The organism is Mesobacillus maritimus (assembly GCF_044803185.1).
Classification (GTDB): domain Bacteria; phylum Bacillota; class Bacilli; order Bacillales; family Cytobacillaceae; genus Mesobacillus_B; species Mesobacillus_B maritimus_B.
In genome coordinates this window covers 4690228-4714458 of sequence record NZ_CP085225.1, presented here as the reverse complement: position 1 = coordinate 4714458, position 24231 = coordinate 4690228, and the positions used below count along the sequence as shown (strand labels likewise).

Sequence of the window (24231 nt, the reverse complement as noted above, 5' to 3'; positions counted from 1 at the left end):
GACAGCTTTATCCAAACAGACTGGAAAAGGGATATCCTCAGTTTTCTAGGAGGATTTTAATTTGAAAAAAAATAAAAAGAAAATTATAATTATTATTTTGACAAAAGAAAAAATACAAGCTATACTATTCACAAGTGAAATATCAGAAAATAAAAAAAGTTTAAATTGTTCTTTTAACTCGAGGGCAATTGAAGAAAATTAGGGGGTATATGATTATGGAGAATCGTCCGCAATGGGGGACTAGGGCCGGTTTCATCCTTGCTGCAGTTGGTTCAGCTGTTGGTTTAGGGAATATCTGGCGCTTTCCAGGAGTAGCTTACGAAAATGGAGGAGGAGCCTTTTTTCTTCCTTACTTGTTTGCATTATTAACTGCAGGTATTCCGTTGCTAATCCTAGAATTTACGATTGGCCACAAATATAGAGGTTCGGCACCATTAAGCTTCTTTAAGATGAAAAAGGGTGCTGAATGGTTAGGTTGGTGGCAATTAGGAATTTCGTTTGTAATATCCACTTATTATGCCGTTATTATCGCCTGGGCGATGTCTTACGGGTATTTTTCTATTGGCAAGCAATGGGGAGAAGATCCGCTATCATTTTTAGTAGGGGACTATTTAAAAGTCGTAGACGCAGGACAGGTCGGAAGTCTTGTTCCAGGTGTATTTTTACCATTAGTCATCGTCTGGGTCATCGCACTTGGTATCCTGTTTAAGGGAGTTAAGAAAGGAATCGAGGTCGCTAACAAAATTTTTATTCCAGCACTCGTACTATTATTCTTTATCATTGTTGTGCGCGCTTTGACACTTGAAGGAGCAATTGATGGTGTAAATGCATTCTTTAAGCCTGACTGGAGTCAAATCATGAATGGGAAGGTTTGGGTTGCAGCTTACGGACAAATCTTTTTTAGTTTATCGATTGCCTTTGCGATTATGATTACTTATTCAAGCTACTTACCAAAGAAATCAGATATTACCAATAATGCGTTTATTACAGGTTTTGCGAATTCTTCCTTTGAGCTACTAGCAGGTATTGGGGTTTTCGCAGCATTAGGATTTATGGCCATGCAACAAGGTGCGCCGATTGATGAGGTTGTAAGCAAAGGGGTTATCTTGGCCTTTGCAGTGTTCCCACAAATTATTAATGAGTTGCCTGCATTCAGTGGGGCATTCGGTGTCTTGTTCTTCTTATGCTTAACTCTAGCTGGTTTGTCTTCACTCATCTCAATTGTAGAAACCTATGTAGCTGGTGTTCAAGAAAAGTTTAAAGTATCACGTACCAAAGCGGTTGCAATCGGTGGTGGGCTCTCGGCGTTAATTTCGATTTTATATGCAACTCAAGGTGGTCTGAATTTCTTAGATACCGTTGATGCTTTCATTAATAACTATGGTGTAGCCTTTGCAGGACTTGTTGAAATTATTATCGTCGCTTGGGTCGCTAAGGAACTAAATAACCTTAAAGACCATGCTAACGGAATTTCAGATATTGGACTTGGAAGCTGGTGGACCATTTGTTTGAAGTACATCACTCCAGTTGTTCTTGGAATCATGATGGTCATGAATATCATGACCGACCTAGAAACGAGCTATGGAGGGTATCCAGTTAGCTTCAACTTCTACTTTGGTTGGCTGGTATCTATCGCAGTTATTATTGTTGGAATCCTTTTCGCTTATGCGAAAAAGTGGGACTCTACTCTTTATGATATCCCAAAAGATAAGGGGGTTTCTAAATAATGGAAGCAAGTGCAGTTGCGATGATGGTTGTTGGAATGGTGATTATCTGGGGGGGGCTTGCAGCTAGTGTTGTGCATGCCGTAAGAAAATCTCGACAATAAATATGAAAAGCCAGCCTCGATTATGAGGCTGGCTTTTATTTATTCTTAATTCTAGCACGTTCTTCTTTGGACCATAATCTTAAATGTGGATAAGGGTCAAAGGACCATTCTGTATAGCCATTGTCTTTATACATTCCATAGTGTAAATGAGGTGGGAATTTACCAGAGGTTCCAGGAGGTCCGTATCCAGAGCTCCCAACACCACCAATAACCTGTCCCGGTTCAACAATTTGCCCGATAGTTAAATCTTTAGCGAAACCACTTAAATGGGCAAAATAATGGTAGGTATTGTTAATGTCTCGTATGCCAACTCTCCACCCACCATAGCGGTTCCAGCCTTTCATTTCGACGATTCCATACCCAGTGGCACGGACAGGTACACCATAATTTGCAAATATATCCGTCCCCTCATGAATTCTTCTGCCACCCCAACCTCGGGCGTCACCCCAAGTATTTTTGTAGCTATGGTTACTTCTTAGAGGAACTGGGAATGAATGTTCATCTAAATTTAGGCGTCCGAACTTTTGATAGATTTTTGCTTTACCAATGATAATTCCTACCGTTTTATCACGCTTATAGTACTCCCAGAGACCAATTTTAAGATTATCATGGTCCGTTCCATAAGTAAGAAGCAATTGAGCAAAGGCGTGAAGAACATCTTCATCATTCGCGAAATCGGCTTTTCCATCTCCATTTCCATCGATGCCTACTCCTTCAAAAAATTGAATTCGCTGGGGATTCGTATCGTTTGGATTAGGGTTCAGCAACCCTGACCAAACTTCAGGTTTAAAATAAATCCCTGTAAGACCTTCTGCGGCGGGGAGATCTTTTCTTGCCTTCCGAATGCTTCGTTCATACTGGTCAACCGCAGCTAAGTAGTACCACGGTATTTGAGTAACAGACTCAACTCTTTTATATAGCTCCATCCGCTTTTCATAAATATCCTCTTGCTTTTCATTAGCTGCTACATTAAAAGGAAAAGTGAAGAGGAGTGATAAAACAATAAATGCAAGAAGATACCTCACTTAGGAATCCTCCTTCCGCTTTGTTTCAGAATTAAAAAATACTTTCCTTTTAAAGTTTGGATTTCCAACACGCCAATTATTCATTGAGCTCTATCATTTAAGTGCGTAGAAAAAAATTCACGTGTTTATGGCTTTAGTTTATGAGAAACAAGCGAATTCATAGTGAGCAATATTTGGAAAGCAAAAAAGTATCGTACTTGTACTAAGTTTTTGATATATGTTAAAGTGACTAAGGAAGGATTCCTTGACACTAGAGGAATTTTTGAGGAAATGGAGTGACACGATGTCTAATAAAGAGGAAGTACTTAGAAAGCCTGAATGGCTTAAAATTAAATTAAATACAAATGAAAATTATACCGGTTTAAAGAAAATGATGCGCGAGCAAAGTCTACATACAGTGTGCGAGGAGGCTCGTTGTCCGAATATCCATGAGTGTTGGGCAGTCAGACGGACAGCCACCTTTATGATTCTTGGTGATACTTGCACTCGCGCTTGTCGTTTCTGTGCTGTAAAGACTGGTCTTCCAACAGAGCTTGATTTGAAAGAGCCGGAAAGAGTAGCAGATTCTGTTGTTACCATGAATTTGAAGCATGTTGTTGTTACAGCGGTTGCTCGGGATGACCTTAAGGATGGTGGAGCTGCCGTTTTTGCTGAAACGGTAAGAGCAATCCGACGGAAAAATCCTTTTACTTCGATTGAAGTTTTACCATCAGATATGGGTGGAAAGATTGAGAATTTACAAACCTTAATGGATGCCAAGCCAGATATTTTAAACCATAATATTGAGACTGTGAAACGACTAACTCCGAGAATTAGGGCTAGAGCGACCTATGAACGCTCACTTGAATTTTTACGTCGAGCGAAAGAAATGCAACCCTCTGTTCCGACGAAATCAAGCATCATGATTGGGCTTGGAGAAACGAAAGAAGAAATTATTGAAGCGATGGATGATCTTCGTGAAAACAATGTTGAAATCTTGACGATTGGACAGTATTTGCAACCATCGAAAAAGCATTTAAAGGTTGTAAAATACTACCACCCTGATGAGTTTAATGAGTTAAAGGAAATTGCTTTAGAAAAAGGTTTCAGTCATTGTGAGGCTGGTCCACTTGTTCGCTCGTCATATCATGCCGATGAACAGGTAAATGAGGCTGCAAAGCATAAGCAAATGCTTGGCGACGATAAAGAAGCTAAGGAAGCGTAACTACTACTACTACTACTACTAGAAAAAGAGTTCAGCACAGGCTGAACTCTTTTTCTTCAATGTCTGTTTATTGTTGAGTGTTCATATTATTTCCTTCAGATTCCCTTTGAATATTATCATAAGTAGAATCAGCTGTATCCTGTCCTTGTTGAGATTTCTCCATTTGCTTAATTAACTTGTCAATCAAGCTATCGACGTCACGACTATTTGTGTTGAGTGTAGCATAGTTCTCGACATTTTGTCTCAAATCGGTATCGTCCGTTACATAAATATGGAACCAACCAGGCACCACGGACATTGCCATTTTTTTCACTTGTTCGGCTGTTTCACTTGGTTTGTCTGAATCGGACTCATAGACCATTAAAACTTCTTCATCTGTTACAAGTGTCGAAACATCATCTACATTTGGTACTTGCGCTCCCAGCTTTGAAATCATATTTGCGAGCTGTTCGCGGTCAATCTCATATTTTGGTTGATCATCTGCACCCATAACTCCAGCCCGCTTATAGCGTACATAACCAAAGGTAGTATCGTCGCCATTCATATCGGCGTTGTAGAAGTCAGGTTCATGGTTATTAGTATGCAATTGACTACCACTTTCATTATATATGCCAGCTTCTTCATTGCCATTTTGACCTTGATTGGCTGCATTTCCAGCACATCCCGCAAGAGCAAAGCCACAAATCCCCAATATGGTGATTCCTTTTTTTATCATCTGCACAACACCCCCTATTGATTAGAATGACCCATCATTTTCTTTTTTTTCTTAGTAATTGCTGGAGAATCAGTTATAATTTAAACAGGCAGAACATTACAGAATTACATAATGTCCAGATAGATAGGAATTTGCTAAAAGAGGTGAAAGTATGATTTGCATCAATAATATTTGTTATGAAGTCATTGATGACTACAAGGAAGCTTTTAATGAGGAAGCGTTTCGTTCGCGATATAGCGATATTTTAACGAGATATGACTATATTGTAGGGGATTGGGGCTATGGGCAGCTGAGGTTAAAGGGATTTTTTGAAGATCAAAGCCAGAAAGCGACATTTGATACGAAAATTAGCACAGTAAGTGAGTACCTATATGAGTTTTGTAATTTTGGTTGTGCTTACTTTATTGTAAAAAAGGTGAAAAAATAAGAAAAAGGCCGAATGGCCTTTTTCTTATTTTTGCTGATTATAATTGGCCGTTGATTTCCATTCCAGGCACTTCGCTTTCCGCAGGCAGTCCGGAAGCCCCCTCGTCGCTTCGCTCCTGCGGGGTTGAATTGGTCCATCACGCGGACCAATTCAACCTAGGTCTCCCTTGGCCTTGCACTCCCGCAGGAGTCTACGTGCCTTACACTCCAATCAACGGTGTGAAATCTTAATAATTCAATTTTACAAAGTCAATTTTTTTACAGTTGTCCAAATTCAATATTAGTAACTATCCTACCTTTATGGAGTATAAGGTTCCTGTACGTCTTTGTCAGGGTCATCATGGGTTGGGTGAGCGCCCTCCATTTGTCGCGGTAGCTCCTGGTGGAGTGATTTATTTTCATAGTTAAACGCACTATAGGGTCTTTGCCCTTCTTTCCATTCTGAACTTTTATTTTCGACAGGTTCCTCTTTGCCACGCGGTGATCCAAATGGACCCTCTGGAAACTCCTCAGCTGTTAAAAAGTTCTTGCTTTTTTCTACGTTGGAAACATCTGAATATACTTCAGAGTCTTTATTGGCCAAGTTTGTTACCCCCTTTTCTCGTTTTGTTCTTAGTATTTGTACTTGTTCTTAAGAATAACAAAACGAATCGGGAAAAAAGTTAAACAGTTTCGCGTAAAAACGACCGGAGTTCCTCTGCATCCTCATCAGATAAATTAAAAGCATATTCAAGATACCCTTCTTCATCGAGGTCATCTGGACCAATGATGGCATATCTACTTCCTTGAATATCAAGGACAATGTTTTTACCGTAGTACCGATCGGATTGGATAATGGCCAAATCAAATCGTTGGTTTTCCCCCATGAAACTAACAAAGCGGGTTTTCGTGTTAACTAAGTCATCATATAAGAAAAAACGTTCTGTCATATTTAAATTCCTCCCTAAGTTCGAGCCAATTGCCTAGCTATCTTATACATCTTATCAAAAAGCTGAGGACTCTGCATGAAACATGATAAGGTATTTAACTTTTCCAATTAGAACTGTCACAGCCGTCCTGTATCCCTTTTCATTATGGTACAATAGTGTGTAGATACTTTGCTAATTAATGCAGGGAAATACGGCGTAACGGAGGAATACATATGTACTTTGTTGACAGAGACTCAATTGAGGAAACTCTTGTTTTCCTTGATAGACAACTTGATCTATTTAAAAGTCATGGTCAGTGGAACACAGAAATTGAAAAAGCTGCCTTGGAAAGATTGACCCACACTATTTTAGAAGCCATTCTTGACGTAGGAAATATGATGATTGATGGCTTTATTATGCGTGACCCTGGGAGTTATGAAGATATTATTGACATTCTTGAGGATGAGAAAGTGATAACGAAGGAAATGCATCAAAGTTTTATTGACTTGATTCAATATCGAAAGATGACTGTACAACAATATACTAAAGTGGACCACGAGGGATTAAACCAAGCCTTCTCAAAAGCTCTACCCGTTTTAGAACTCTTTTCTGGAAATGTCCGCGATTACTTAACGAATGAACTTGGACCGGTTTCTGCTTTTAAAAAATAGCTGAACATTAGACTGTGAATCATACTCATGGTCTTTTTTTATTCTCATAATTAGAGGTATACTAAAAAATGGACAAGGGGGCGTAGAGATGAAAAACTACAAAGGTTATTTAATTGATTTGGATGGAACCATGTATCGAGGATCAGAACAAATTGCTGAAGCATTTGATTTCATAAAAAGGCTAAATGAGAAGGATATTCCTTATTTGTTTGTTACGAATAATTCAGCGCGTACTCCAGCACAGGTTGCTGCAAAGCTTCGCGACTTTAATATACCTGCAAACGAACAGCAAGTCTTTACTACGAGCCAAGCAACAGCCAATTATATTTATGAAAAAAACAGCGCTGCAACCGTCTATATGATTGGTGAGGAAGGCCTTCAGACTGCTCTTAGGGAAAAGGGATTTAAAGAGAGTGGTGAAGCCGCTGACTATGTGGTGATGGGCATAGATCGGGATATTACATACGAGAAATTATCGGTAGCATGTTTAGCGGTTCGGAATGGCGCAACATTTATCTCTACAAACGGGGATATTGCCATTCCAACCGAACGGGGGTTGGTCCCAGGGAATGGTTCGTTAACCTCCGTGGTGGCCGTTTCAACTCAGACTACGCCCATTTTTATTGGAAAACCAGAATCGATCATCATGGAGCAAGCTTTAAAGGTGTTGGGTACTGAAAGGGCAGAGACGTTGATGGTAGGGGATAATTATGATACAGATATTCTTGCAGGAATAAACGCAGGGATGGATACGCTCCTCGTTCATACAGGCGTTACGACCACAAAGCATCTTCGTAGTTATGACGTACAACCAACCTATACTGTAAATACACTTGATCAGTGGGAGATTCATTAAGAAAAAGCGTAAGTTCCCTTTTCAACGGCGTAGCACTTAGAGGTGGACTTCTCTTCGTTAAACTTTTATATGTTCCATTGATAAGAGGGACGTTGCATAATGCTAACGGATTCTCTTTTGAAGTGCAAAAAGCAAAAATAGTATAGCAATACACCAAGAAAAAGCAGGGCAACCATTTTGGAATTTGCCCTGCTTTTATCATTATTCCTACTTGCCTTCTATGATACTTAACAAAAATAGAGGGAAAAATTCCGCTTAATTTAGTAAATAGCGGTGAAAATACCCTAAATAAGCGGAGAGATTCCCTTTATTTACTCGGAAAACGTGAGAATGGGGGATTTTTATTTGCAATAAGCGGAAAATCTTCCCTTATATCCCTCGATACGAACTCCATTCTTGCGAATAAGCGGAAAATCTTCCCTTATATCCCCGAAACGAGCTCCATTCTTGCATCTAACCGGAATATCCCCGGTTATTTGGTTAGAAACAGATGGCCTTGATTACTAATTAATAAGTTGCCCTCCGATTTCGTTCCGCTAAAGTTGACATTATAACAAAAATTAAAGTGCTAAAATCTTTGAGATTTAGCACTCTAATTTATCGTAAAATTTATTATTTTACACCGTTAAAGAGTACCCGTTAGCAAAATGCTTCGGCCCTCCTTTTTTTATAAAGTAAAACTTATTCTATATCTGCAGCGCGGTGTGCTAGGCGGCTTGAAGCTGCAGCTGCAATGGCGCCGACAATATCGTCAAGGAATGTATGACATTGGCCAGTGGATTTGTCGTTGAGTTTTTGTAGAATTCCAGGCTTCTGCTTGTCGATATAGCCATAATTCGTAAAACCGATAGATCCATAAATATTGACGATGGAAAAGGCCAGAATTTCATCGACTCCATATAAACCTTCATCGACTGAAATAATAGACTGTAGGGGTTCTTCAAGTTTTTTTTGTTCAGCAAGAATATCTAGCTGGATGCCAGTTAAAATGGCATTTTGTACTTCACGTTTTGATAAGACCCGTTCAACGTTTTCTAAACAATCTTCAATCGCTAATGCCGGGTGATACTTTTCTTGGAGGTAATAAACAAGTTGCGCGATATCCTCAACCTCAACCCCACGTTTTTTGAGCCATTCCCGGGCTGTTTCCTCGGTAAGTTTAATTGCTTTATTTTTTTCTAACATAAAATTTTCACCCTTCTTTCTATATTTCCTTATTTTCTACATTTGCTAACTAAAATAAACACGAAACCCATGTTTCTTCCTACACTCTTTTACAAGATAGCCTAAAAACGCAAGGGTGCCCCTTCATTGTTAACAAGTTTTCCAACATCGTCTCATATAGTACTAAAAAGTTCATCTTGAGGTGGGATGGTTATATGTTTGAAAAAATGTTGAAAGAAAAGTACGGGATCAAAGATGGTTATGAACTTGATTTTGAAAGATATCGTGCCTTTAAACAAAATGCATCGCTTTATTTGATTATGAATGTAAAAGGGAGGAAAGAGCAAGAAATAAGCGAGATTAAGAAAATCTCAGAACAACTCCGTACGTTTGGTGACCAAGATATGCCAAGCTTTCTACCAACAAAAGAAGGTGCAGAAATCTGTGAGTGGGAAGGGGGTTATTACAGTTTATTACAATACCGTGAACCAAAACCACTAATTGAAAAAAAAACTGGAAAAAAATTAGCTCGATTTCATCATCGGGGAAGGTATATGCCCTTTCAAGTGAAGAACATAAATCGAATTGGACAGTGGAAACAGCTGTGGGAAAAGCGACTAGACCAAATGGAAGGGTTTTGGAATAGCAAGTTAAATCAAAGCCCCGAAAATGAATTTGAGAAAATGTTTTTTGACTCTTTTCCGTATTATATGGGGCTTGCAGAGAATTCGATCCAATACTTAACTGATACAGAATTAGATTCTACGCCTTTAGAGATGGACAATGGGACGGTCTGTCACGAACGTTTTAAAAGAGGAAGCTGGGGGAAGGAGAATTTAGTTAAAAACCCATATGATTGGGTATTTGATCATGCTTCAAGGGATTTAGCTGAGTGGGTAAGAGAACGATATTTCTATAATCCTCAAACATACCAACCCGACGTAAGGAATTTTCTAGGTGATTACCAACAGATTAGTAAGCTATCTGCGTTTTCCTGGAGGCTATTATACTCAAGACTTTTGTTCCCACTTCATTATTTTGAGTGTGTTGAAAATTATTATATCACCACCTCTGAGCAAGAAAAGCTTGCGCTTGAGGAAAGGTTGCAAAAATATTTAACTTATTCTGCCGAGCAAGAGCGTTTTCTAGCTGGTTTTTATCAGCTTGTTGATGCTCCAGTTCGTTCCTATAAATTGCCTGCAATTAAATGGTTAATGAAATAGTCCAAAACAAATGATCAGTATGTTAAAATAATTACGAAAACTCTTTTGAGAGAAGGGGAAAAATGAAACCATCTATTTATATAACTAGAAAACTTCCAGACGTTTGTATTGCAGAATTAAAAGAGACATTCAACGTGAAGATGTGGGAGAGTGAAGAGATAGCAGTCCCACAAGATGTATTATTTTCAGAGGTTGAAAAGGCAGATGCATTGTTAACGGTAGTGTCTGACCCTGTTACCGATGAATTGTTATCAGTGGGAAGAAATTTAAAGGTGGTAGCCAATATGGCTGTCGGATATGACAATATCGATGTAGAAGCTGCAACAAGAAGAGGGATTTACGTTTGCAATACTCCAGATGTATTAACGGAGACTACTGCTGACCTTACCTTTGCCTTGTTACTCGCTACCGCACGAAGGGTTGTAGAAGCTGACCAGTTCACAAAAGAAGGGAAATGGCAGAGTTGGAGCCCTTTCCTCCTCGCCGGTCATGATGTACATCACAAGACAATTGGGATTTGTGGCATGGGGAAAATTGGCGAAGCCGTTGCACGGAGAGCCAAAGGATTTGGGATGGAGATTCTCTACCATAACCGTACAAGAAAGCCGGAGGCGGAAAAGGAAATCGGTGCGAAGTACTGCTCTTTTGATAGTCTAATTGGCCAGTCCGATTTTGTGGTGTCGATGGCACCCCTGACAAATGAAACTCGGCATATGTTTAATGCAGAAGTATTTCAAAAAATGAAGTCCACTGCCATTTTTATCAATACATCACGTGGAGCAGTTGCGGATGAGGGTGCACTTTACGAAGCGCTAGAGCAGAAAGAAATTGCTGGAGCGGGACTTGATGTCTTTGAGGTCGAACCGATTACAGCGGATCACCCACTGCTAAAGCTGCAGAATGTAACGGCACTCCCACATATAGGTAGCTCAAGTATCGATACCAGGATGGGAATGATACATATTTGTGTAGAAAATATTAAACGGATTTTATCAGGAGAGAGACCGAAGACCTTAGTAAATACGTCGTTACTTGAAACGAAATAATATATTTTTAACGGGAATTATTAGATTCATTGAAAGTAGTATGTGTTGTTTACCATAATGCCTGAAAATAGGATATTGTGGCCATTGAAAGTGCACCTCGTTCCCCATACTCAATAAATGTTGAGTAGTATGGGCATTGAGAGAGTCGTTCACTCCCCATACTCAATAAATGTTGAGCAGTATGGGCACTGAGAGAGTCGTTCACTCCCCATACTCAATAAATGTTGAGCAGTATGGGCACTGAGAGAGCCGTTCACTCCCCATACTCAATAAACGTTTAGCAGTATGGGCACTGAGAGAGCCGTTCACTCCCCATACTCAATAAACGTTTAGCAGTATGGGCATTGAGAGAGTCGTTCACTCCCCATACTCAGTAAATGTTGAGCAGTATGGGCATTGAGAGAGTCGTTCACTCCCCATACTCAATAAATGTTGAACAGTATGGGCATTCAGAGAGTCGTTCACTTCCCATACTCAATAAATGTTGAGCAGTATGGGCACTGAGAGAGCCGTTCACTCCCCATACTAAATAAACGTTGAGCAGTATGGGGAGTGAGAGTGCACCTCGTTTCTCATACTCAATAAATGTTGAGCGGTATATGTAATGAGGGAGCCCCCTTTGTTTACATATTGCTTAAAAGTCCATCTCTATATGTATTGAGATAATAAAGATTCGAAATTTTTAACGAATTAACCGTTTTCATTACTATTTCATGATAAATAATCCTTGTAAATAGCTGAAACAGAACTTATAATGTCTACTATACAAAGACAGATGTGCTTGAGTGGAGAACAGGAAGTGAGGGAACATCTATGAAGCCGATATCGATTGGACTACTTGGACTTGGGACTGTAGGAAGTGGTGTTATCAAGATTATTGAAAACCACCAAGATAAGCTGATTCACCAGGTTGGTTGCCCGATAAAAGTAAAAAAAGTACTCGTAAAAGAACTAGGAAAGGCAAGGGCTGTTGCAATTGACCCTGCCATTTTAACTACAAATGTTGAGGATGTCATAAATAATCCAGACATCGATGTAATCATTGAAGTAATGGGTGGCGTAGAGCAAACTAGAGAACATTTGCTTCAGGCTATTCGGAATAAAAAACATATTGTTACAGCGAATAAAGACTTGATGGCTGTTCATGGTGGAGAGCTTTTAACTGCGGCCTCTGAAAATGGCTGTGATTTGTTTTATGAAGCAAGCGTAGCTGGTGGGATTCCAATCATTAGGAGTCTTGTAGATGGTCTTTCCTCTGACCGAATCAAGAAGCTAATGGGAATAGTGAATGGTACAACAAATTTTATTTTAACCAAGATGACCGAAGAAGGGCTTGCTTATGAGGACGTGTTAAGAGAGGCCCAAGAATTAGGGTATGCTGAAGCGAACCCTGCATCAGATGTAGAGGGTCTTGATGCTGCAAGGAAGATGGTTATTTTGGCTACTCTTGGGTTCTCAATGAAAGTGGACTTGGCTGATGTAAAAACTACAGGGATTACAATGGTAAACGAAGAAGACCTTCATTATGCCAAGCAGCTTGGGTATACCATGAAATTACTTGGCATTGCGCACCGTGATGGTGACGATAAGGTAGAGGTAAGTGTCCAGCCTACGCTCTTACCAAAAGCACATCCGTTAGCGTCTGTTAGCAATGAATATAACGCTGTATATGTTTACGGTGAGGCTGTTGGGGAGACGATGTTTTATGGCCCAGGTGCTGGGAGCTTACCAACCGCAACCTCCATTGTTTCAGACCTCGTTGCCGTTGTGAAAAATATGCGACTTGGGATTAATGGGAGCTATGCTGTTGCACCGCAGCATCAGAAAAGTTTAAAGGCTCCAGAAGAAATATATTCAAAATACTTCCTTCGTATTCACGCGAAAGACGAAGTGGGAGTCTTTTCGGAAATCACATCTGTGTTCACACAACATGGAGTAAGCTTTGAAAAGATTCTTCAGCTTCCAGTCAAGGAAAAAGGATTAGCTGAAATAGTCGTTGTAACCCATAAAGCATCACTAAAAAGCTACGAAGAAATTTTAATGCAGCTAAGGGACCTTAATGCGATAAAAGAGATTAAGAGTTCCTATAGAGTGGAAGGAAGTGCGAACGCATGAGATGGAGAGGCCTTATAGAAGAATACAAAGAATACTTACCGGTAACAGAAAAAACCCCGTTACTCACACTTAATGAAGGGAATACACCGCTAATCCGGCTTGATCACCTTTCTAAGGAGTGGGGAATTGACTTATATGTAAAAACTGAAGGAACGAACCCTACAGGTTCTTTTAAAGATAGAGGAATGGTCATGGCGGTTGCCAAAGCGAAAGAAGAAGGCAGTGACACAGTCATTTGTGCTTCAACAGGAAATACATCTGCAGCTGCTGCCGCTTATGCTGCTCGTGCTGGGATGCGGTGTATTGTCGTTATTCCTGAAGGGAAAATCGCAATGGGAAAACTTGCTCAAGCCGTTATGTACGGAGCGGAGATTATTTCAATTGAAGGCAATTTTGATGAAGCTCTGAAAATGGTAAGAAATATTAGTAAAACAGAGCCTGTAGCGCTTGTAAACTCTGTAAATCCATACCGCTTAGAAGGTCAGAAAACAGCTGCGTTTGAAATTTGTGACCAGCTAGGAGGAGCGCCAGATATCTTGGCAATTCCAGTAGGGAATGCTGGAAACATCAGTGCCTACTGGAAAGGATTTAAAGAATACGGAAAAGGCCATCCGAAAATGTTTGGCTTTGAGGCGGAAGGGGCGGCTGCGATTGTTCATGATCGCGTATTTGAAAATCCGGAAACCGTAGCGACAGCGATTCGAATTGGGAATCCCGCAAGCTGGCAGCTAGCAGTTAACGCAAGGGATGAATCTGGGGGAACCATTGATGAGGTTTCTGATGAAGAAATTTTAGAAGCTTATCAGAAAATAACAAGGACCGAAGGCGTCTTTGCTGAGCCTGGATCTTGTGCTTCAATTGCTGGGGTTTATAAAATGGTGAAGAAGGGGGCAATCCCTCCTGGATCAAAGGTTGTTGCAGTGTTAACTGGAAATGGTCTAAAGGATCCACAAACTGCTATAGATTGTAGCACCATTAAGCCTGTGGTACTTCCGAATGATGAAGAGAAGGTGAGCGAACATATTCGTGGAGTTGTTCACCGATGAAAAGCGATGGTATGTTAACGGTAAGAGTACCGGCAAGTTCTGCTAATTTAGGTCCAGGCTTTGATTCTATAGGATTGGCGGTAAATCTATATCTTACTGTTGAAGCAGAAAGGGCAGAAAGCTGGGAGGTCATCCCGCTAACAAAGGAACTGTCTATTTTTCCAAGTGATGAAAGACATTTTATTGTAAAAATGGCACAGGAGACAGCGAAACAGTATGGAAAGGAAATGCCTCCTTGTCGTTTAGCTGTCAGCAGTGAGATTCCACTTACACGTGGGTTAGGTTCAAGTGCCGCGGCGATTATTGCTGGAATTGAACTTGCCAATTATTTTTGTCAAATGGACCTTTCGCGCAAGGATATTTTAGATATTTCTGCAGGAATTGAAGGTCATCCAGATAATGTCGGGGCGTCCATTTATGGTGGTCTTATCGTGGGGAGTCAGTTGGGGTCCGATATTGATTTAACGGTCGTTCAAACGGTTCATATGGATGTCGTCGCTGTTATTCCTGAAGAGGAACTCCTCACAGAGTCCGCTCGAGCTGTACTTCCTGAAAGTCTTCCTTTTTCAAAGGCGGTTGAGGCGAGCGCTGTCTCGAATCAATTGTTAGCAGCACTTTTCACTGAAAACTGGGAGCTAGCTGGAAAAATGATGAGTTGTGATCGATTTCATCAGCCTTATCGGAGGGCGCTAATCCCGTGGTGGGAAGAAGTTGAGAAACTTTCCATCGAAGCTGGTGCGTTTGGCACAGCCCTTAGTGGTGCTGGTCCAACCATTCTTTGTTTAGTACAACCAGGGAAAGGAAAGGCAGTGGCAGCCAAACTTGAAAGGTCCCTATCATCCATGCACGTTGTCGAATTAGAAATCGATCGTGCTGGGAGTCTGGCATACGTAGAAGCTTCAGAAACAAAAAAGAGCCCAATTTAGGGCTCTTTTTAGTTTGCCGATTGGTACCCGAATTTTTCCATTTCTGCGAATATAGTTTTTAGTCTAGGACTTCCTTCCCCGACAATATTGCCTTCAAGCAAGACAACAGGATAGAACATATCTTCGTCGATGACCCGTTCAGCAAACCTACTTTTATCATCTTCATTCGGGGGATTATAAATATCCACATAGGTGATGGTATAGGGCTGATTGGTATATTTCCTGCTAATGGCGGCTTCTAACCATTCAAAGGTCTCCTTTGAAGAAGGCAGATGAACACAACTTGGGCAAAGCTGGTCCGCACCATATACGACGATTTCTACGGGTTTTTGAGGCATTCTAGATCCCTCCGTTCTTTTTATCTTTATTTTATCGCAGATTAACGTGCCGTAATACCCCCACTTAGTTTTTTTGCTTTTGAAGAGTTTTGTGGGGGGATAACGGCACGTAAAGGCCCGATTGGTTCAACTAACCATCATTGGAGGAAAAGCGCCTCCACTGATGGAAGTTTCACTTTACAATATAGAGAACATTTCTCCTAAAAATAACTGTTGTATATTGGATTTTGGTTTAAACAATAGATTTTTCGGGTGGATGTGATTATAATAGGAGTATGAAAGGAGTCGATTTTACATGTCTGAACAACAAATGTTTGAATCAGTCCAGGAAGTACTAGATAAATTGCGTCCATTTCTTCTTCGTGACGGCGGTGACTGTGAACTTGTCGACGTGGACGAAGGTATAGTTAAATTACGTTTACTTGGCGCATGTGGGAGCTGTCCTAGTTCAACGATTACTTTAAAGGCTGGGATTGAGCGTGCTCTTTTAGAAGAGGTTCCTGGTGTTGTTGAAGTTGAACAAGTATTCTAAACTTAAATAGTATGACTTTTAAACGGTGTTGCCATGGGCAAGGCCGTTTTCTTTTTTTTGTCCTTAGCTTAAAAATCTAATAAAAATAAAAAAAGGCGCAGTGTGCGCCCTTATCCGTTATGATATTTATAAACCCATAGAATTCCAGATTTCAATATTCTAGCTACCCGTCCAGTGATGGATCGTTCCCCAATCATGCCGAATCCGTGTTTTTTTCCGAGTGATCCAAGAATCCCTTTTAATTTAATGGTTGGGAAGGATTCGGGTGGCTCCTCGCCTTTCCAACGTTTGATCATGACTTCGACGATTTGTTCTGCTTGTCCTTCTGCTAGTTGAGCACTTGGCGCATGAGGCAGGCTTGCGCAGTCACCAAGGATAAATACATTCTCGTATTCTGGTAAGTGATGCCTTGGGGTAATCACCGCACGTCCCATGTTATCCTTCTCTATCGGCAGTTCACGAACAAGTTTGTTCGCTTGGATTCCAGCTGTCCAAACAACGGCATCTACGGAAATAGGTTCATCATGATTATACAAAACGCCTTCTTCTACTCTAGTAATATTGGCATTATTGATAATCTCCACTGAATTCGTGTCAAACCAATTCTCGACATAAATACTTAGTCGTTCAGGGAAAGCTGACAAAATATAGTTGCTGCGATCGAATAGCTTAATATTCAAATCACTTCTGCTTTCATTTAGCTCACTTGCAAGCTCAACTCCGCTTAATCCAGCTCCTACAATTCCTACTGTCGAACCGGCAGGTAAATTATTTAATCTTTGATAAGTGTCCCTAGCCTTTTCAATCGACTGAATACTATAAGTAAATTCTTTTGCACCTGGTACATTGTGGTACTTATCCTCGCACCCAAGTCCGATAATGAGTTCATCATAATGAACTGTTTCCCCATTTTGGAGACATACCTGTTGTTTTTCTAGCTGGATTTCCGTTATCTCTGCATATTTTAGACTAAGCCTAGGGTGTTCAGGAAAACTAACACGCACATGTTGATCAGAAATTGTCCCAGCGGCAAGAGCGTAATATTCTGTCTTTAAACAATGGTATGGTACACGGTCAATTAAGGTGATGGTTACATCTTCGGGCAAATCATTTGGTAATAGGCGTTGCAGAATTCTCATACCGCCATAACCGCCCCCAAGAATCACGAGATTTTTCATTTAAATATCCCCTTTTCCGTCCTCTTGAATACAGTCCCTTTGTTTTCATCCACTTTTCATACTGAACCGTTTACATTTTTAAAAGAAATGCTGTGTTAAAATGAATTGTAATTTTTTGCAGCGTTGATTGAAGCGAAGTGCCTTGAGAGGAAATCAACAGCCAAGGTTTACACAGTCAAAGGAAAAAATATTGTGAAATAATGTATACTTTATGTTCCAAATGAATTATAACGAAATTGTGACAAAATAACAACAATTTTAATCGGGAAAAAACGGTGGATTTATATAGTCGAAATTGACTGATTTTAAGAAAAAAGGTAGGATTAACAATTAATGAAGAGGTGAAATCAGGATGAGGCCGATTATTGAGTTTTGTATCAGCAACTTGGCTAATGGGGCACAAAGGGCACTAGAGCAATTAGAGCGCGACCCAAACTTAGATATTATTGAGTATGGTTGTCTTAGCTATTGCGGAAAATGTGCAAGGTCTTTATATGCATTAGTAAATGGAGAACCAGTTAGCGCGGACAGCCCTGATGAATTAGTTGAAAAAATCTATCAGCATTTGGATGAAAATCCATTATTTTAATCATAAATTATGGAGTTTTGTTAAAATGGGAAATCATAATAGGCTGGTTTCGTAAAGATGTTGTTAAAATTGTAAACGGAAGGTAAGCTAGTTTGTAGGTTATAGTAAGTTTGCAAGCTCTTTTCCCATAATAAAAATGCTATTTTGCAGTGCTACAAAGTTTCATCTATCCTATTTTGTATCCATAAGCAAAAAAGATTGAGAAAAGAGCCTAAATAAAACCGATTGGTTGAGGAGCAGGAATAGACTGTATATAATAAGGTGAGAAGGATTCTTCTATGACTGGAGGTTTTAAAATGGAACAAATCATTAACATTACTGAAGAAGCTGCACTGCAGATAAAGGATATGATGAAACAGAATGAAGAAGAGGGTGCGTTTCTTCGTGTTGGAGTGAAAGGCGGCGGCTGCAGTGGTCTTTCTTACGGCATGGGATTTGCCCATGAGGTTGAGGATGGTGACCAGGAACTTGAGCAGCACGGAATTAAAGTGCTAGTAGATAAGGATAGTATCCCCATCCTTAAAGGGACGGTTATTAATTACAAGCAATCAATGATGGGCGGCGGATTTACGATTGATAATCCTAACGCAATTGCATCATGTGGTTGTGGTTCATCATTTAAAACAGCAACAAACGAAGGTACACCTGAAGACTGTTAAGCTGAGTATAAAAAGTAAAAAGCAAGGTGAATGCGCAATTTCGTTCACCTTGCTTTTTTTATGAATATATTATACTAACACGTAGTTAGTTGGTATTTGATGCTATTTAAACATGGAGGAACTATGCAATGGTTGAACCTTTGCTTTAGGATCCATGTATGCCTTGGCGTTGTTAACGGCTGTCGGAGCTTCTCCAAAACCTGATGCAATTAGTTTAACTTTTCCGTCATAGGTGCAAATATCGCCAGCAGCATAAACACCAGGAATATTGGTTTCCATTTTAGAATTCACGACGATTGAATTCTTTTCAATATCCAATCCCCATTCTTTTATCGGGCCAAGAGAAGAAACAAATCCGAAGTTGCAAATAACGGCATCAACATCAAGAGTTAGTTTGTTTTCTCCATTCGCTTCCTTAAGGATGAGTTGATTAATTTTAGAACCATCACCAACAATATCGAGTGGAACATAAGGGGTTTTAATATCCACTTTGGATTTTTCAAGGTTCTCCACGCTATGTTCATGCGCGCGAAACTTATCACGTCGGTGGATGATACTGACTTTGTCGGCAATCGGCTCGAGCATTAAAGCCCAATCAACGGCGGAATCGCCTCCACCTAACACGGCTACTCTATGCCCAGCAAACTGATTTAAGTCATCGATAAAATAGTGGAGGTTTTTACCCTCATATTTAGAAGCGCTATCTAGCTCAAGTCGCCGCGGTTGAAAAGCCCCATTTCCGGCAGTGATAATCACGGTTTTTGTATAATGTGTTTCCTTGTCTGTTACTAGCTTGATGTTCCCGTCATCCTGTTTATCTAGGTTTTGTACTGATTGTTCTAGGACAATTGTTGGCTCAAACTTAGCCATTTGTTCTTTCAGGTTGTTGACCAACTCTTGGGCACGGACCTTTGGAAATCCAGCGACATCATATATGTATTTCTCGGGGTATAGTGCAGATAATTGCCCCCCAAGCTGCGGAAGGCTTTCAATGATTTTAACCGAAGCCTGTCTCATCCCTCCGTAAAAGGCAGTAAACATTCCGATGGGGCCCCCACCAATAATAGTGATGTCGTACAATTTTTTATCCTCTTTCATGTAACTCCACCTCGTTATGTACAGAATTATTCCATTATTTATCATACCATAAACCGAGCCATAAAACTCTCGCCAAATAAAAAGCGCTTACCTTATTCTAAAGGTTGAAATAACAGTTATATTATATTCATACATTTTCTATTTAGTATTTTTGTGAAAAGTCAAAATTGTTATTTTGTAGTGAATTTGACTTGAAAAACAAGGTGAAAAGGAATATTATTTAATATGCGTAAACAGAATGTTAACTTTTTGTGACATTTAACTAACATTTTTTTGTCCATGTTAGTGAAGAAAATCACAAAGTTTTTTCCTAGCTTTTAGTTATTATTAAAATTTATAAGTAAATGTTAAGAGAAAAGATAATAATAAAATACAATCAAAAGGTGGAAGTGATGAACTTGAGAAAGCCAAAAATCGTCATTCTAGGAGCAGGTTATGGTGGATTGATGACAGCCACAAGACTACAAAAGCAAATCGGAGTCAATGAGGCCGATATCATCCTAGTCAATAAAAATGATTATCACTATGAGACAACGTGGTTACATGAAGCGTCTGCTGGAACTTTGCATCACGATCGTGTTCGCTATGATATTCGTGAGGTTATCGATACTCATAAGGTTGAGTTCGTTCAGGCATCGGTAGAAGAAATTAAAACGGAAGAAAATACTGTTATCCTTGATAATGGCGAGATTTCTTATGACTATCTTGTGATTGCCCTAGGTGCAGAGGCTGAAACATTTGGAATTAAGGGTCTCAAAGAACATGCTTTTACAATTGTAAATGTGAATGCTGCACGCCAAATCCGTGAACATATTGAATACCAGTTCGCCACTTATAACACTGAAAAAGAAAAGAAAGATGAACGTTTAAGCATTGTCGTTGGTGGAGCAGGCTTTACGGGTATTGAATTCCTTGGGGAACTAGCAAACCGTATTCCAGAACTTTGCAAGGAGTACGATGTAGATTATCATAAAGTAAAACTGATTTGTGTTGAGGCTGCACCTACGGTTCTTCCTGGCTTTGATCCGGAGTTAGTGAACTATGCCGTTTCCTACCTTGAAAAGAAGGGTGTAGAATTTAGGATTGGTACAGCTATTAAAGAAGGCATTCCGGGTGGAATCATTGTCGCAAAAGGCGAAGAAGAAGTAGAGGAAATAAAAGCAGAGACTGTTGTTTGGGCAGCAGGTGTACGTGGAAATTCTGTTATCGAAAACTCTGGCTTGGAAGCAATGCGTGGCCGCGTGAAAGTGGCACATGATTTAAGAGTTCCAGGAAAGGACAATGTCTTCATTGTTGGTGATTGTTCGTTAGTCATTAACGAAGAAATTAATCGTCCATATCCACCAACAGCGCAAATTGCTATGCAGCAGGGTGAAGTTTGTGCAAGAAATTTAGCTGCGTTGGTTCGTGGTAAAACTGAACTGGAAACCTTTGAATTTCATAACAAAGGAACAGTATGCTCTCTTGGTGAAGACGAAGCAATTGGGACAGCTTTTGGTAAAAAGGTAATCGGTGGAAAAGCCGCATTATTAAAAAAGGTAATCGATAACCGTTCCCTGTTCATGATCGGCGGTCCTTCATTGGTCTTCAAAAAAGGAAAGTTTAACATTTTTTAAATTAAAGCAAGCAAAAAGTGGGTCAGCCGACCTGCTTTTTTTTTGTGCCATCTACAGAAATTTGAAAGACTAAGAAAAAAGAAGCTATAGGTAGAATGAGTTATCTGTATGCGCTTTCATGTTAGGGATCTTTACAAAAATGCTCCTTTTCTTTTTTTGTTTAACCTGGTATATTATCAGAAAATTCAGTTATACCACTAAAGAGAGGGAGATTCTGATGACACAGACAAAGACAGAAACAAAAGGATGCCCTTATTGCTCAGGGAAAGGCTACTTTCAATTATTATTAGGTGGGTCAGAAACATGTTATTGCTGTGAGGGCTCAGGAAAAGAAAAGGAATAGGGAAACGACCTTGTATCTCCAAGGTCGTTTTTATTTGAGCTGTTTTCTAAAAAATTGTTGTTGCATAGGTTTTGTCAATGAAACCTTAGGTAAAAACCGGTTAATTGGAGCATCCTGGAGCGGAAATCAACCACTTATTGTTAAGTAGCAATAGAGTTTATTTTATTGACTCCCTATGAGGATATCAGTACACTATTGTTGATAGGTAATAGGGGGAATAGTAGTGACAATCGTAATGCTCATCATATCTATGCTGCTGTTTTTTGTTTTATTTTTCGGTATCGGTTTTTTATTAAATATGTTGCTAAGAATGTCATGGATTATGGCAATCATATATCCAATTATTGTCATTTTTATTGTGGATGATGTCCGATTCATTGAATATTTCACGAACAGTGGAGAAGCGTTTCAAGGGTTAGGGACAAATTTCATTAATCTAGCACCTGCGGACTTAATTATCTTAATTTCAGGACTTGCTGGTGCAATAGCGGCTGGATTTGTCATCAAACTTTTAAGGAAAAATGGATATCAAATGTTTTAAAAACCTTCATTCAACCATGAAGGTTTTTTTATTTGTATTTTCTCGTGCTTTAAATTTTCCTCCCAAAATGAATATTTCCTTTTGTCATAGGAAATGAATAATTTTGGGAGGAGTGAAAGATTTACATGAATAATGTAAAGAAGTGGACCAAGCGTTCAATCATGATTATCTTATTTTTAGTCGCCCTAATGACGACGTTATATTCAATTACAGGAATAGGCGCAAATCATCTAAATCTTTATTTTAATCAAAGTAGTGGATATAATTTTGGAAACCAAATATATGAAAATCATATTAAAAGAGCAATCGGTTTTGCTGAAGGAATTATACAGAATAATACTAGTGAAAGAAATCAAATAGGTGCAAGTACAGCGGTAGTTGGGGAAGTGCAACCGGCATTGGAGGACCTTGATTGGTCTGAATATCCTAAGAAAACCATTGTGGCAACAGGCTATACTGCTGGTATTGAATCAACAGGAAAGGAGCCTAACCATCCTGAATATGGAATAACGTATTCGGGAGTAAAGGTAAAGCGAGATCTCTTCTCGACGATTGCAGCGGACTTAAGTGTTTTCCCTATTGGAACCGTATTGTTTATACCCGGCTATGGCTATGGTGTCGTGGCGGACAAGGGTGGAGCGATAAAGGGGGATAAGTTAGACCTTTATTATGATACAGTTGAAGAGGTTTACGAGGAATGGGGGAAAAAGACTGTTGAGGTTTCAATCGTAAAGATGGGCAATGGGCAATTGACAGAAGAAGAATTACAGGCGATGAATGAAGATGAAACTCTACAGGTATTTCGTCAGCAATATGTAGGCGAAAAGAAATCCTAATGCATGGCAAACAGTAAATGTTCAAAAAGGCAAACCAAATGAGGTTTGCCTTTTGCTATTATTTAGTGTAACGAAGGTTTATGAGGATTTTGCTTAGCTTTTCAAGACCATCAAGTAGTCTAGGTGATGGTCGACAGTACAGCTCTTCTTCCAAGACGATAACTTTGCCCTTATTTTCGGCTTGTAATTCCCGCCATCCAGGGCGCTTCATCACCAGTGTTGGATTGACTTTTTCATGTCTGACCCCGACCCACGCCAAACAAATAAAATCAGGTTTACGTGACAATACATCTTCCCAATCTGTCTGTACACTGGCCTTATTGATGTCAGCAAATACGTTTTTGGCACCGGCTATTTCAGATATCTCAGTCAGCCAATTAATCTTTCCGGGGCTAAATATAGGCTTGGGCCACCATTCCCAGTAAAGAGAGGGGATTGGGAAGTCGCTCTTGTTAGCCAAACGGACTTTTTCAAGTCTTTCTTGAAATTGTTTCGCGGCTTCTTTTCCTCTCTTGGGGTAACCGAGACGGTCAGCGGTAAGGATTAAATCATTTTTGATATCCTCCAAGGATTGCGGATTCAAAATCAGATGTGGGATTCCTCTCTTTTGAAGACCTTCAATGTTTCTTTCCATTCCTGGAACACTGAGAGAGGCTAGCACAAGATCAGGCTGTAGTGCTTCGACTAAATCTAAATCAATTGATAAATCCGGACCGAGTTTAGGAAGCCTTTGTACGATGCTAGGCCAATCAGAAAAATCGTCCACTCCAACTAGTAAATCTTCAAGCCCCAAGTAAGCAATCACTTCTGTATTACTGGGACATAAGGAAACCACTCTCATAAATTCGCCTCTTCTCTATAAAATATAGTGAAGTAGTAAGGTAAGAAAAATACCAGTTAATCCACCAAAAAGAACTTCAATCGGTTTATGTCCGAGCAGTTCCTTGAGTTCTTTCCGTTTTTCCCGCTCAGGCTTATTTGGCCAATCTTTGGCATCATCAATGATGCGGTTAAAATCGGCGACAAGCTGGTTTAAAACAATAGCTTGCTCACCGGCTTGTCTACGAACGCCCGTGGCATCGAACATAGTAATCACTGCAAAGATAGCTGCAACAGCAAATACAGGGGAATTCAGCCCCGTCTCGAGAGCAACGCCGGTAGAAAGAGCGGTCACAGCCGCAGAGTGAGAACTTGGCATTCCACCTGTACTTGTTAGCAATGACCAATCCACTCGCCTCGTGGCGATATATTGGATAGGAACCTTAACAAACTGTGCAAAAAAGATTGCGGCAAAAGATGCCCATAAAGGAAAATTAGTTAGTAAGTCCATAGCTGTGTCCCCCTAATA

At 39.9% G+C, this 24231-nt stretch carries 28 protein-coding genes and 1 pseudogene; 19 read left to right on the top strand and 10 right to left on the bottom strand.

Annotated elements, in window-relative coordinates; all coding sequences use genetic code 11:
• Positions 1-61 precede the first annotated feature (61 nt).
• Genes LG336_RS22930 through LG336_RS22920 form a run of 3 tightly spaced genes read left to right on the top strand, consistent with a single transcriptional unit; the run spans position 62 to position 1828 of the window.
• On the top strand, positions 62-202 hold the full coding sequence (locus LG336_RS22930; RefSeq protein ID WP_404329753.1) for a hypothetical protein: 141 nt from the start codon (positions 62-64) through the stop codon (positions 200-202).
• A gap of 13 nt (positions 203-215) precedes the next feature.
• On the top strand, positions 216-1727 hold the full coding sequence (locus LG336_RS22925; RefSeq protein ID WP_404329752.1) for a sodium-dependent transporter: 1512 nt from the start codon (positions 216-218) through the stop codon (positions 1725-1727).
• Positions 1727-1828, top strand: a complete 102-nt coding sequence (locus LG336_RS22920) for a methionine/alanine import family NSS transporter small subunit (protein WP_404329751.1) — start codon at positions 1727-1729, stop codon at positions 1826-1828. The genes LG336_RS22925 and LG336_RS22920 overlap by 1 nt, the downstream gene beginning before the upstream one ends.
• Before the next feature lie 35 nt (positions 1829-1863).
• Here the strand turns inward: LG336_RS22920 and LG336_RS22915 are convergent, their stop codons facing one another.
• A complete protein-coding gene (locus LG336_RS22915) occupies positions 1864-2853 on the bottom strand; it encodes a M23 family metallopeptidase (protein ID WP_404329750.1) in 990 nt (329 codons plus the stop codon).
• A 283-nt stretch (positions 2854-3136) separates the two neighbouring features.
• Between LG336_RS22915 and lipA the strand changes: the two genes are divergently transcribed.
• On the top strand, positions 3137-4057 hold the full coding sequence (gene lipA, locus LG336_RS22910; RefSeq protein WP_404329749.1) for a lipoyl synthase: 921 nt from the start codon (positions 3137-3139) through the stop codon (positions 4055-4057).
• Positions 4058-4124: 67 nt separating this feature from the next.
• Here lipA and LG336_RS22905 read toward each other — a convergent pair whose 3' ends face one another.
• Entirely contained in the window at positions 4125-4772 is a 648-nt protein-coding gene (locus tag LG336_RS22905) for a YhcN/YlaJ family sporulation lipoprotein (protein ID WP_404329748.1), read from the bottom strand.
• Positions 4773-4923: 151 nt separating this feature from the next.
• Here LG336_RS22905 and LG336_RS22900 point away from each other — a divergent pair, with 151 nt between their 5' ends.
• A complete protein-coding gene (locus LG336_RS22900) occupies positions 4924-5199 on the top strand; it encodes a YutD family protein (protein ID WP_221873188.1) in 276 nt (91 codons plus the stop codon).
• 297 nt (positions 5200-5496) lie between these two features.
• Here LG336_RS22900 and LG336_RS22895 read toward each other — a convergent pair whose 3' ends face one another.
• Together LG336_RS22895 and LG336_RS22890 are read right to left on the bottom strand one after the other, a co-directional pair.
• Entirely contained in the window at positions 5497-5781 is a 285-nt protein-coding gene (locus LG336_RS22895; protein ID WP_404329747.1) for a cytosolic protein, read from the bottom strand.
• Positions 5782-5860: 79 nt separating this feature from the next.
• The gene (locus LG336_RS22890) at positions 5861-6127 is read right to left on the bottom strand and encodes a DUF3055 domain-containing protein (protein ID WP_404329746.1); all 267 of its coding nucleotides are present in this window, start codon (positions 6125-6127) and stop codon (positions 5861-5863) included.
• 212 nt (positions 6128-6339) lie between these two features.
• On the opposite strand from LG336_RS22890, the gene LG336_RS22885 reads away from it, so the two are divergent.
• On the top strand, positions 6340-6777 hold the full coding sequence (locus tag LG336_RS22885) for a DUF86 domain-containing protein (protein ID WP_404329745.1): 438 nt from the start codon (positions 6340-6342) through the stop codon (positions 6775-6777).
• Between the two features lie 88 nt (positions 6778-6865).
• On the top strand, positions 6866-7633 hold the full coding sequence (locus LG336_RS22880; RefSeq protein ID WP_404329743.1) for a TIGR01457 family HAD-type hydrolase: 768 nt from the start codon (positions 6866-6868) through the stop codon (positions 7631-7633).
• A gap of 681 nt (positions 7634-8314) precedes the next feature.
• Here the strand turns inward: LG336_RS22880 and LG336_RS22875 are convergent.
• A complete protein-coding gene (locus tag LG336_RS22875; RefSeq protein WP_404329742.1) occupies positions 8315-8818 on the bottom strand; it encodes a phosphatidylglycerophosphatase A in 504 nt (167 codons plus the stop codon).
• A 194-nt stretch (positions 8819-9012) separates the two neighbouring features.
• Between LG336_RS22875 and yutH the strand changes: the two genes are divergently transcribed.
• From yutH to thrB, 5 genes are all read left to right on the top strand, one after another.
• Positions 9013-10020, top strand: coding sequence for a spore coat putative kinase YutH (yutH, locus tag LG336_RS22870; protein ID WP_404329740.1), 1008 nt, complete (start codon positions 9013-9015; stop codon positions 10018-10020).
• Positions 10021-10082: 62 nt separating this feature from the next.
• A complete protein-coding gene (locus LG336_RS22865; RefSeq protein WP_404329739.1) occupies positions 10083-11066 on the top strand; it encodes a 2-hydroxyacid dehydrogenase in 984 nt (327 codons plus the stop codon).
• 813 nt (positions 11067-11879) lie between these two features.
• Entirely contained in the window at positions 11880-13181 is a 1302-nt protein-coding gene (locus LG336_RS22860) for a homoserine dehydrogenase (protein WP_404329738.1), read from the top strand.
• Complete coding sequence (thrC, locus tag LG336_RS22855; RefSeq protein ID WP_404329737.1) at positions 13178-14227, top strand: threonine synthase; 1050 nt, start codon at positions 13178-13180, stop codon at positions 14225-14227. Before LG336_RS22860 ends, thrC begins: the two co-directional genes overlap by 4 nt.
• Positions 14224-15153: a homoserine kinase gene (gene thrB / locus LG336_RS22850; protein WP_404329736.1), complete on the top strand. Its 930-nt coding sequence runs from the start codon at positions 14224-14226 to the stop codon at positions 15151-15153. The genes thrC and thrB overlap by 4 nt, the downstream gene beginning before the upstream one ends.
• 8 nt (positions 15154-15161) lie before the next feature.
• Here thrB and LG336_RS22845 read toward each other — a convergent pair whose 3' ends face one another.
• Entirely contained in the window at positions 15162-15491 is a 330-nt protein-coding gene (locus LG336_RS22845) for a YuzD family protein (RefSeq protein ID WP_404329735.1), read from the bottom strand.
• Between the two features lie 275 nt (positions 15492-15766).
• On the opposite strand from LG336_RS22845, the pseudogene LG336_RS22840 reads away from it, so the two are divergent.
• Positions 15767-16023: pseudogene (locus tag LG336_RS22840) on the top strand (NifU family protein).
• Between the two features lie 110 nt (positions 16024-16133).
• On the opposite strand, the gene LG336_RS22835 reads toward LG336_RS22840, so the two are convergent.
• On the bottom strand, positions 16134-17201 hold the full coding sequence (locus tag LG336_RS22835) for an NAD(P)/FAD-dependent oxidoreductase (RefSeq protein ID WP_404329734.1): 1068 nt from the start codon (positions 17199-17201) through the stop codon (positions 16134-16136).
• A 352-nt stretch (positions 17202-17553) separates the two neighbouring features.
• Here LG336_RS22835 and LG336_RS22830 point away from each other — a divergent pair, with 352 nt between their 5' ends.
• Positions 17554-17790 (top strand): YuzB family protein, encoded by a 237-nt coding sequence (locus LG336_RS22830; RefSeq protein ID WP_404329733.1) that lies wholly within the window; start codon positions 17554-17556, stop codon positions 17788-17790.
• Positions 17791-18086: 296 nt separating this feature from the next.
• Positions 18087-18449 carry a HesB/IscA family protein gene (locus LG336_RS22825; protein ID WP_404329732.1) on the top strand — a complete coding sequence of 121 codons (363 nt, stop codon included), beginning with the start codon at positions 18087-18089 and terminating at the stop codon, positions 18447-18449.
• 102 nt (positions 18450-18551) lie between these two features.
• On the opposite strand, the gene LG336_RS22820 is transcribed toward LG336_RS22825, so the two are convergent.
• Positions 18552-19547 (bottom strand): NAD(P)/FAD-dependent oxidoreductase, encoded by a 996-nt coding sequence (locus LG336_RS22820; protein ID WP_404329731.1) that lies wholly within the window; start codon positions 19545-19547, stop codon positions 18552-18554.
• Between the two features lie 398 nt (positions 19548-19945).
• On the opposite strand from LG336_RS22820, the gene LG336_RS22815 reads away from it, so the two are divergent.
• From LG336_RS22815 to LG336_RS22800, 4 genes are all read left to right on the top strand, one after another.
• The gene (locus tag LG336_RS22815) at positions 19946-21163 is read left to right on the top strand and encodes an NAD(P)/FAD-dependent oxidoreductase (protein ID WP_404333267.1); all 1218 of its coding nucleotides are present in this window, start codon (positions 19946-19948) and stop codon (positions 21161-21163) included.
• A gap of 214 nt (positions 21164-21377) precedes the next feature.
• A complete protein-coding gene (locus LG336_RS22810) occupies positions 21378-21506 on the top strand; it encodes a YuiA family protein (protein ID WP_404333265.1) in 129 nt (42 codons plus the stop codon).
• A gap of 235 nt (positions 21507-21741) precedes the next feature.
• Positions 21742-22047, top strand: a complete 306-nt coding sequence (locus LG336_RS22805) for a YuiB family protein (RefSeq protein ID WP_404333264.1) — start codon at positions 21742-21744, stop codon at positions 22045-22047.
• Positions 22048-22172: 125 nt separating this feature from the next.
• Complete coding sequence (locus tag LG336_RS22800) at positions 22173-22883, top strand: 3D domain-containing protein (RefSeq protein WP_404329730.1); 711 nt, start codon at positions 22173-22175, stop codon at positions 22881-22883.
• 58 nt (positions 22884-22941) lie between these two features.
• On the opposite strand, the gene LG336_RS22795 is transcribed toward LG336_RS22800, so the two are convergent.
• Both LG336_RS22795 and LG336_RS22790 read right to left on the bottom strand, forming a co-directional pair.
• Positions 22942-23724, bottom strand: coding sequence for a cobalamin-binding protein (locus tag LG336_RS22795; RefSeq protein WP_404329729.1), 783 nt, complete (start codon positions 23722-23724; stop codon positions 22942-22944).
• Positions 23725-23739: 15 nt separating this feature from the next.
• Positions 23740-24213: a divergent PAP2 family protein gene (locus LG336_RS22790; RefSeq protein ID WP_404329728.1), complete on the bottom strand. Its 474-nt coding sequence runs from the start codon at positions 24211-24213 to the stop codon at positions 23740-23742.
• Positions 24214-24231: the final 18 nt, after the last annotated feature.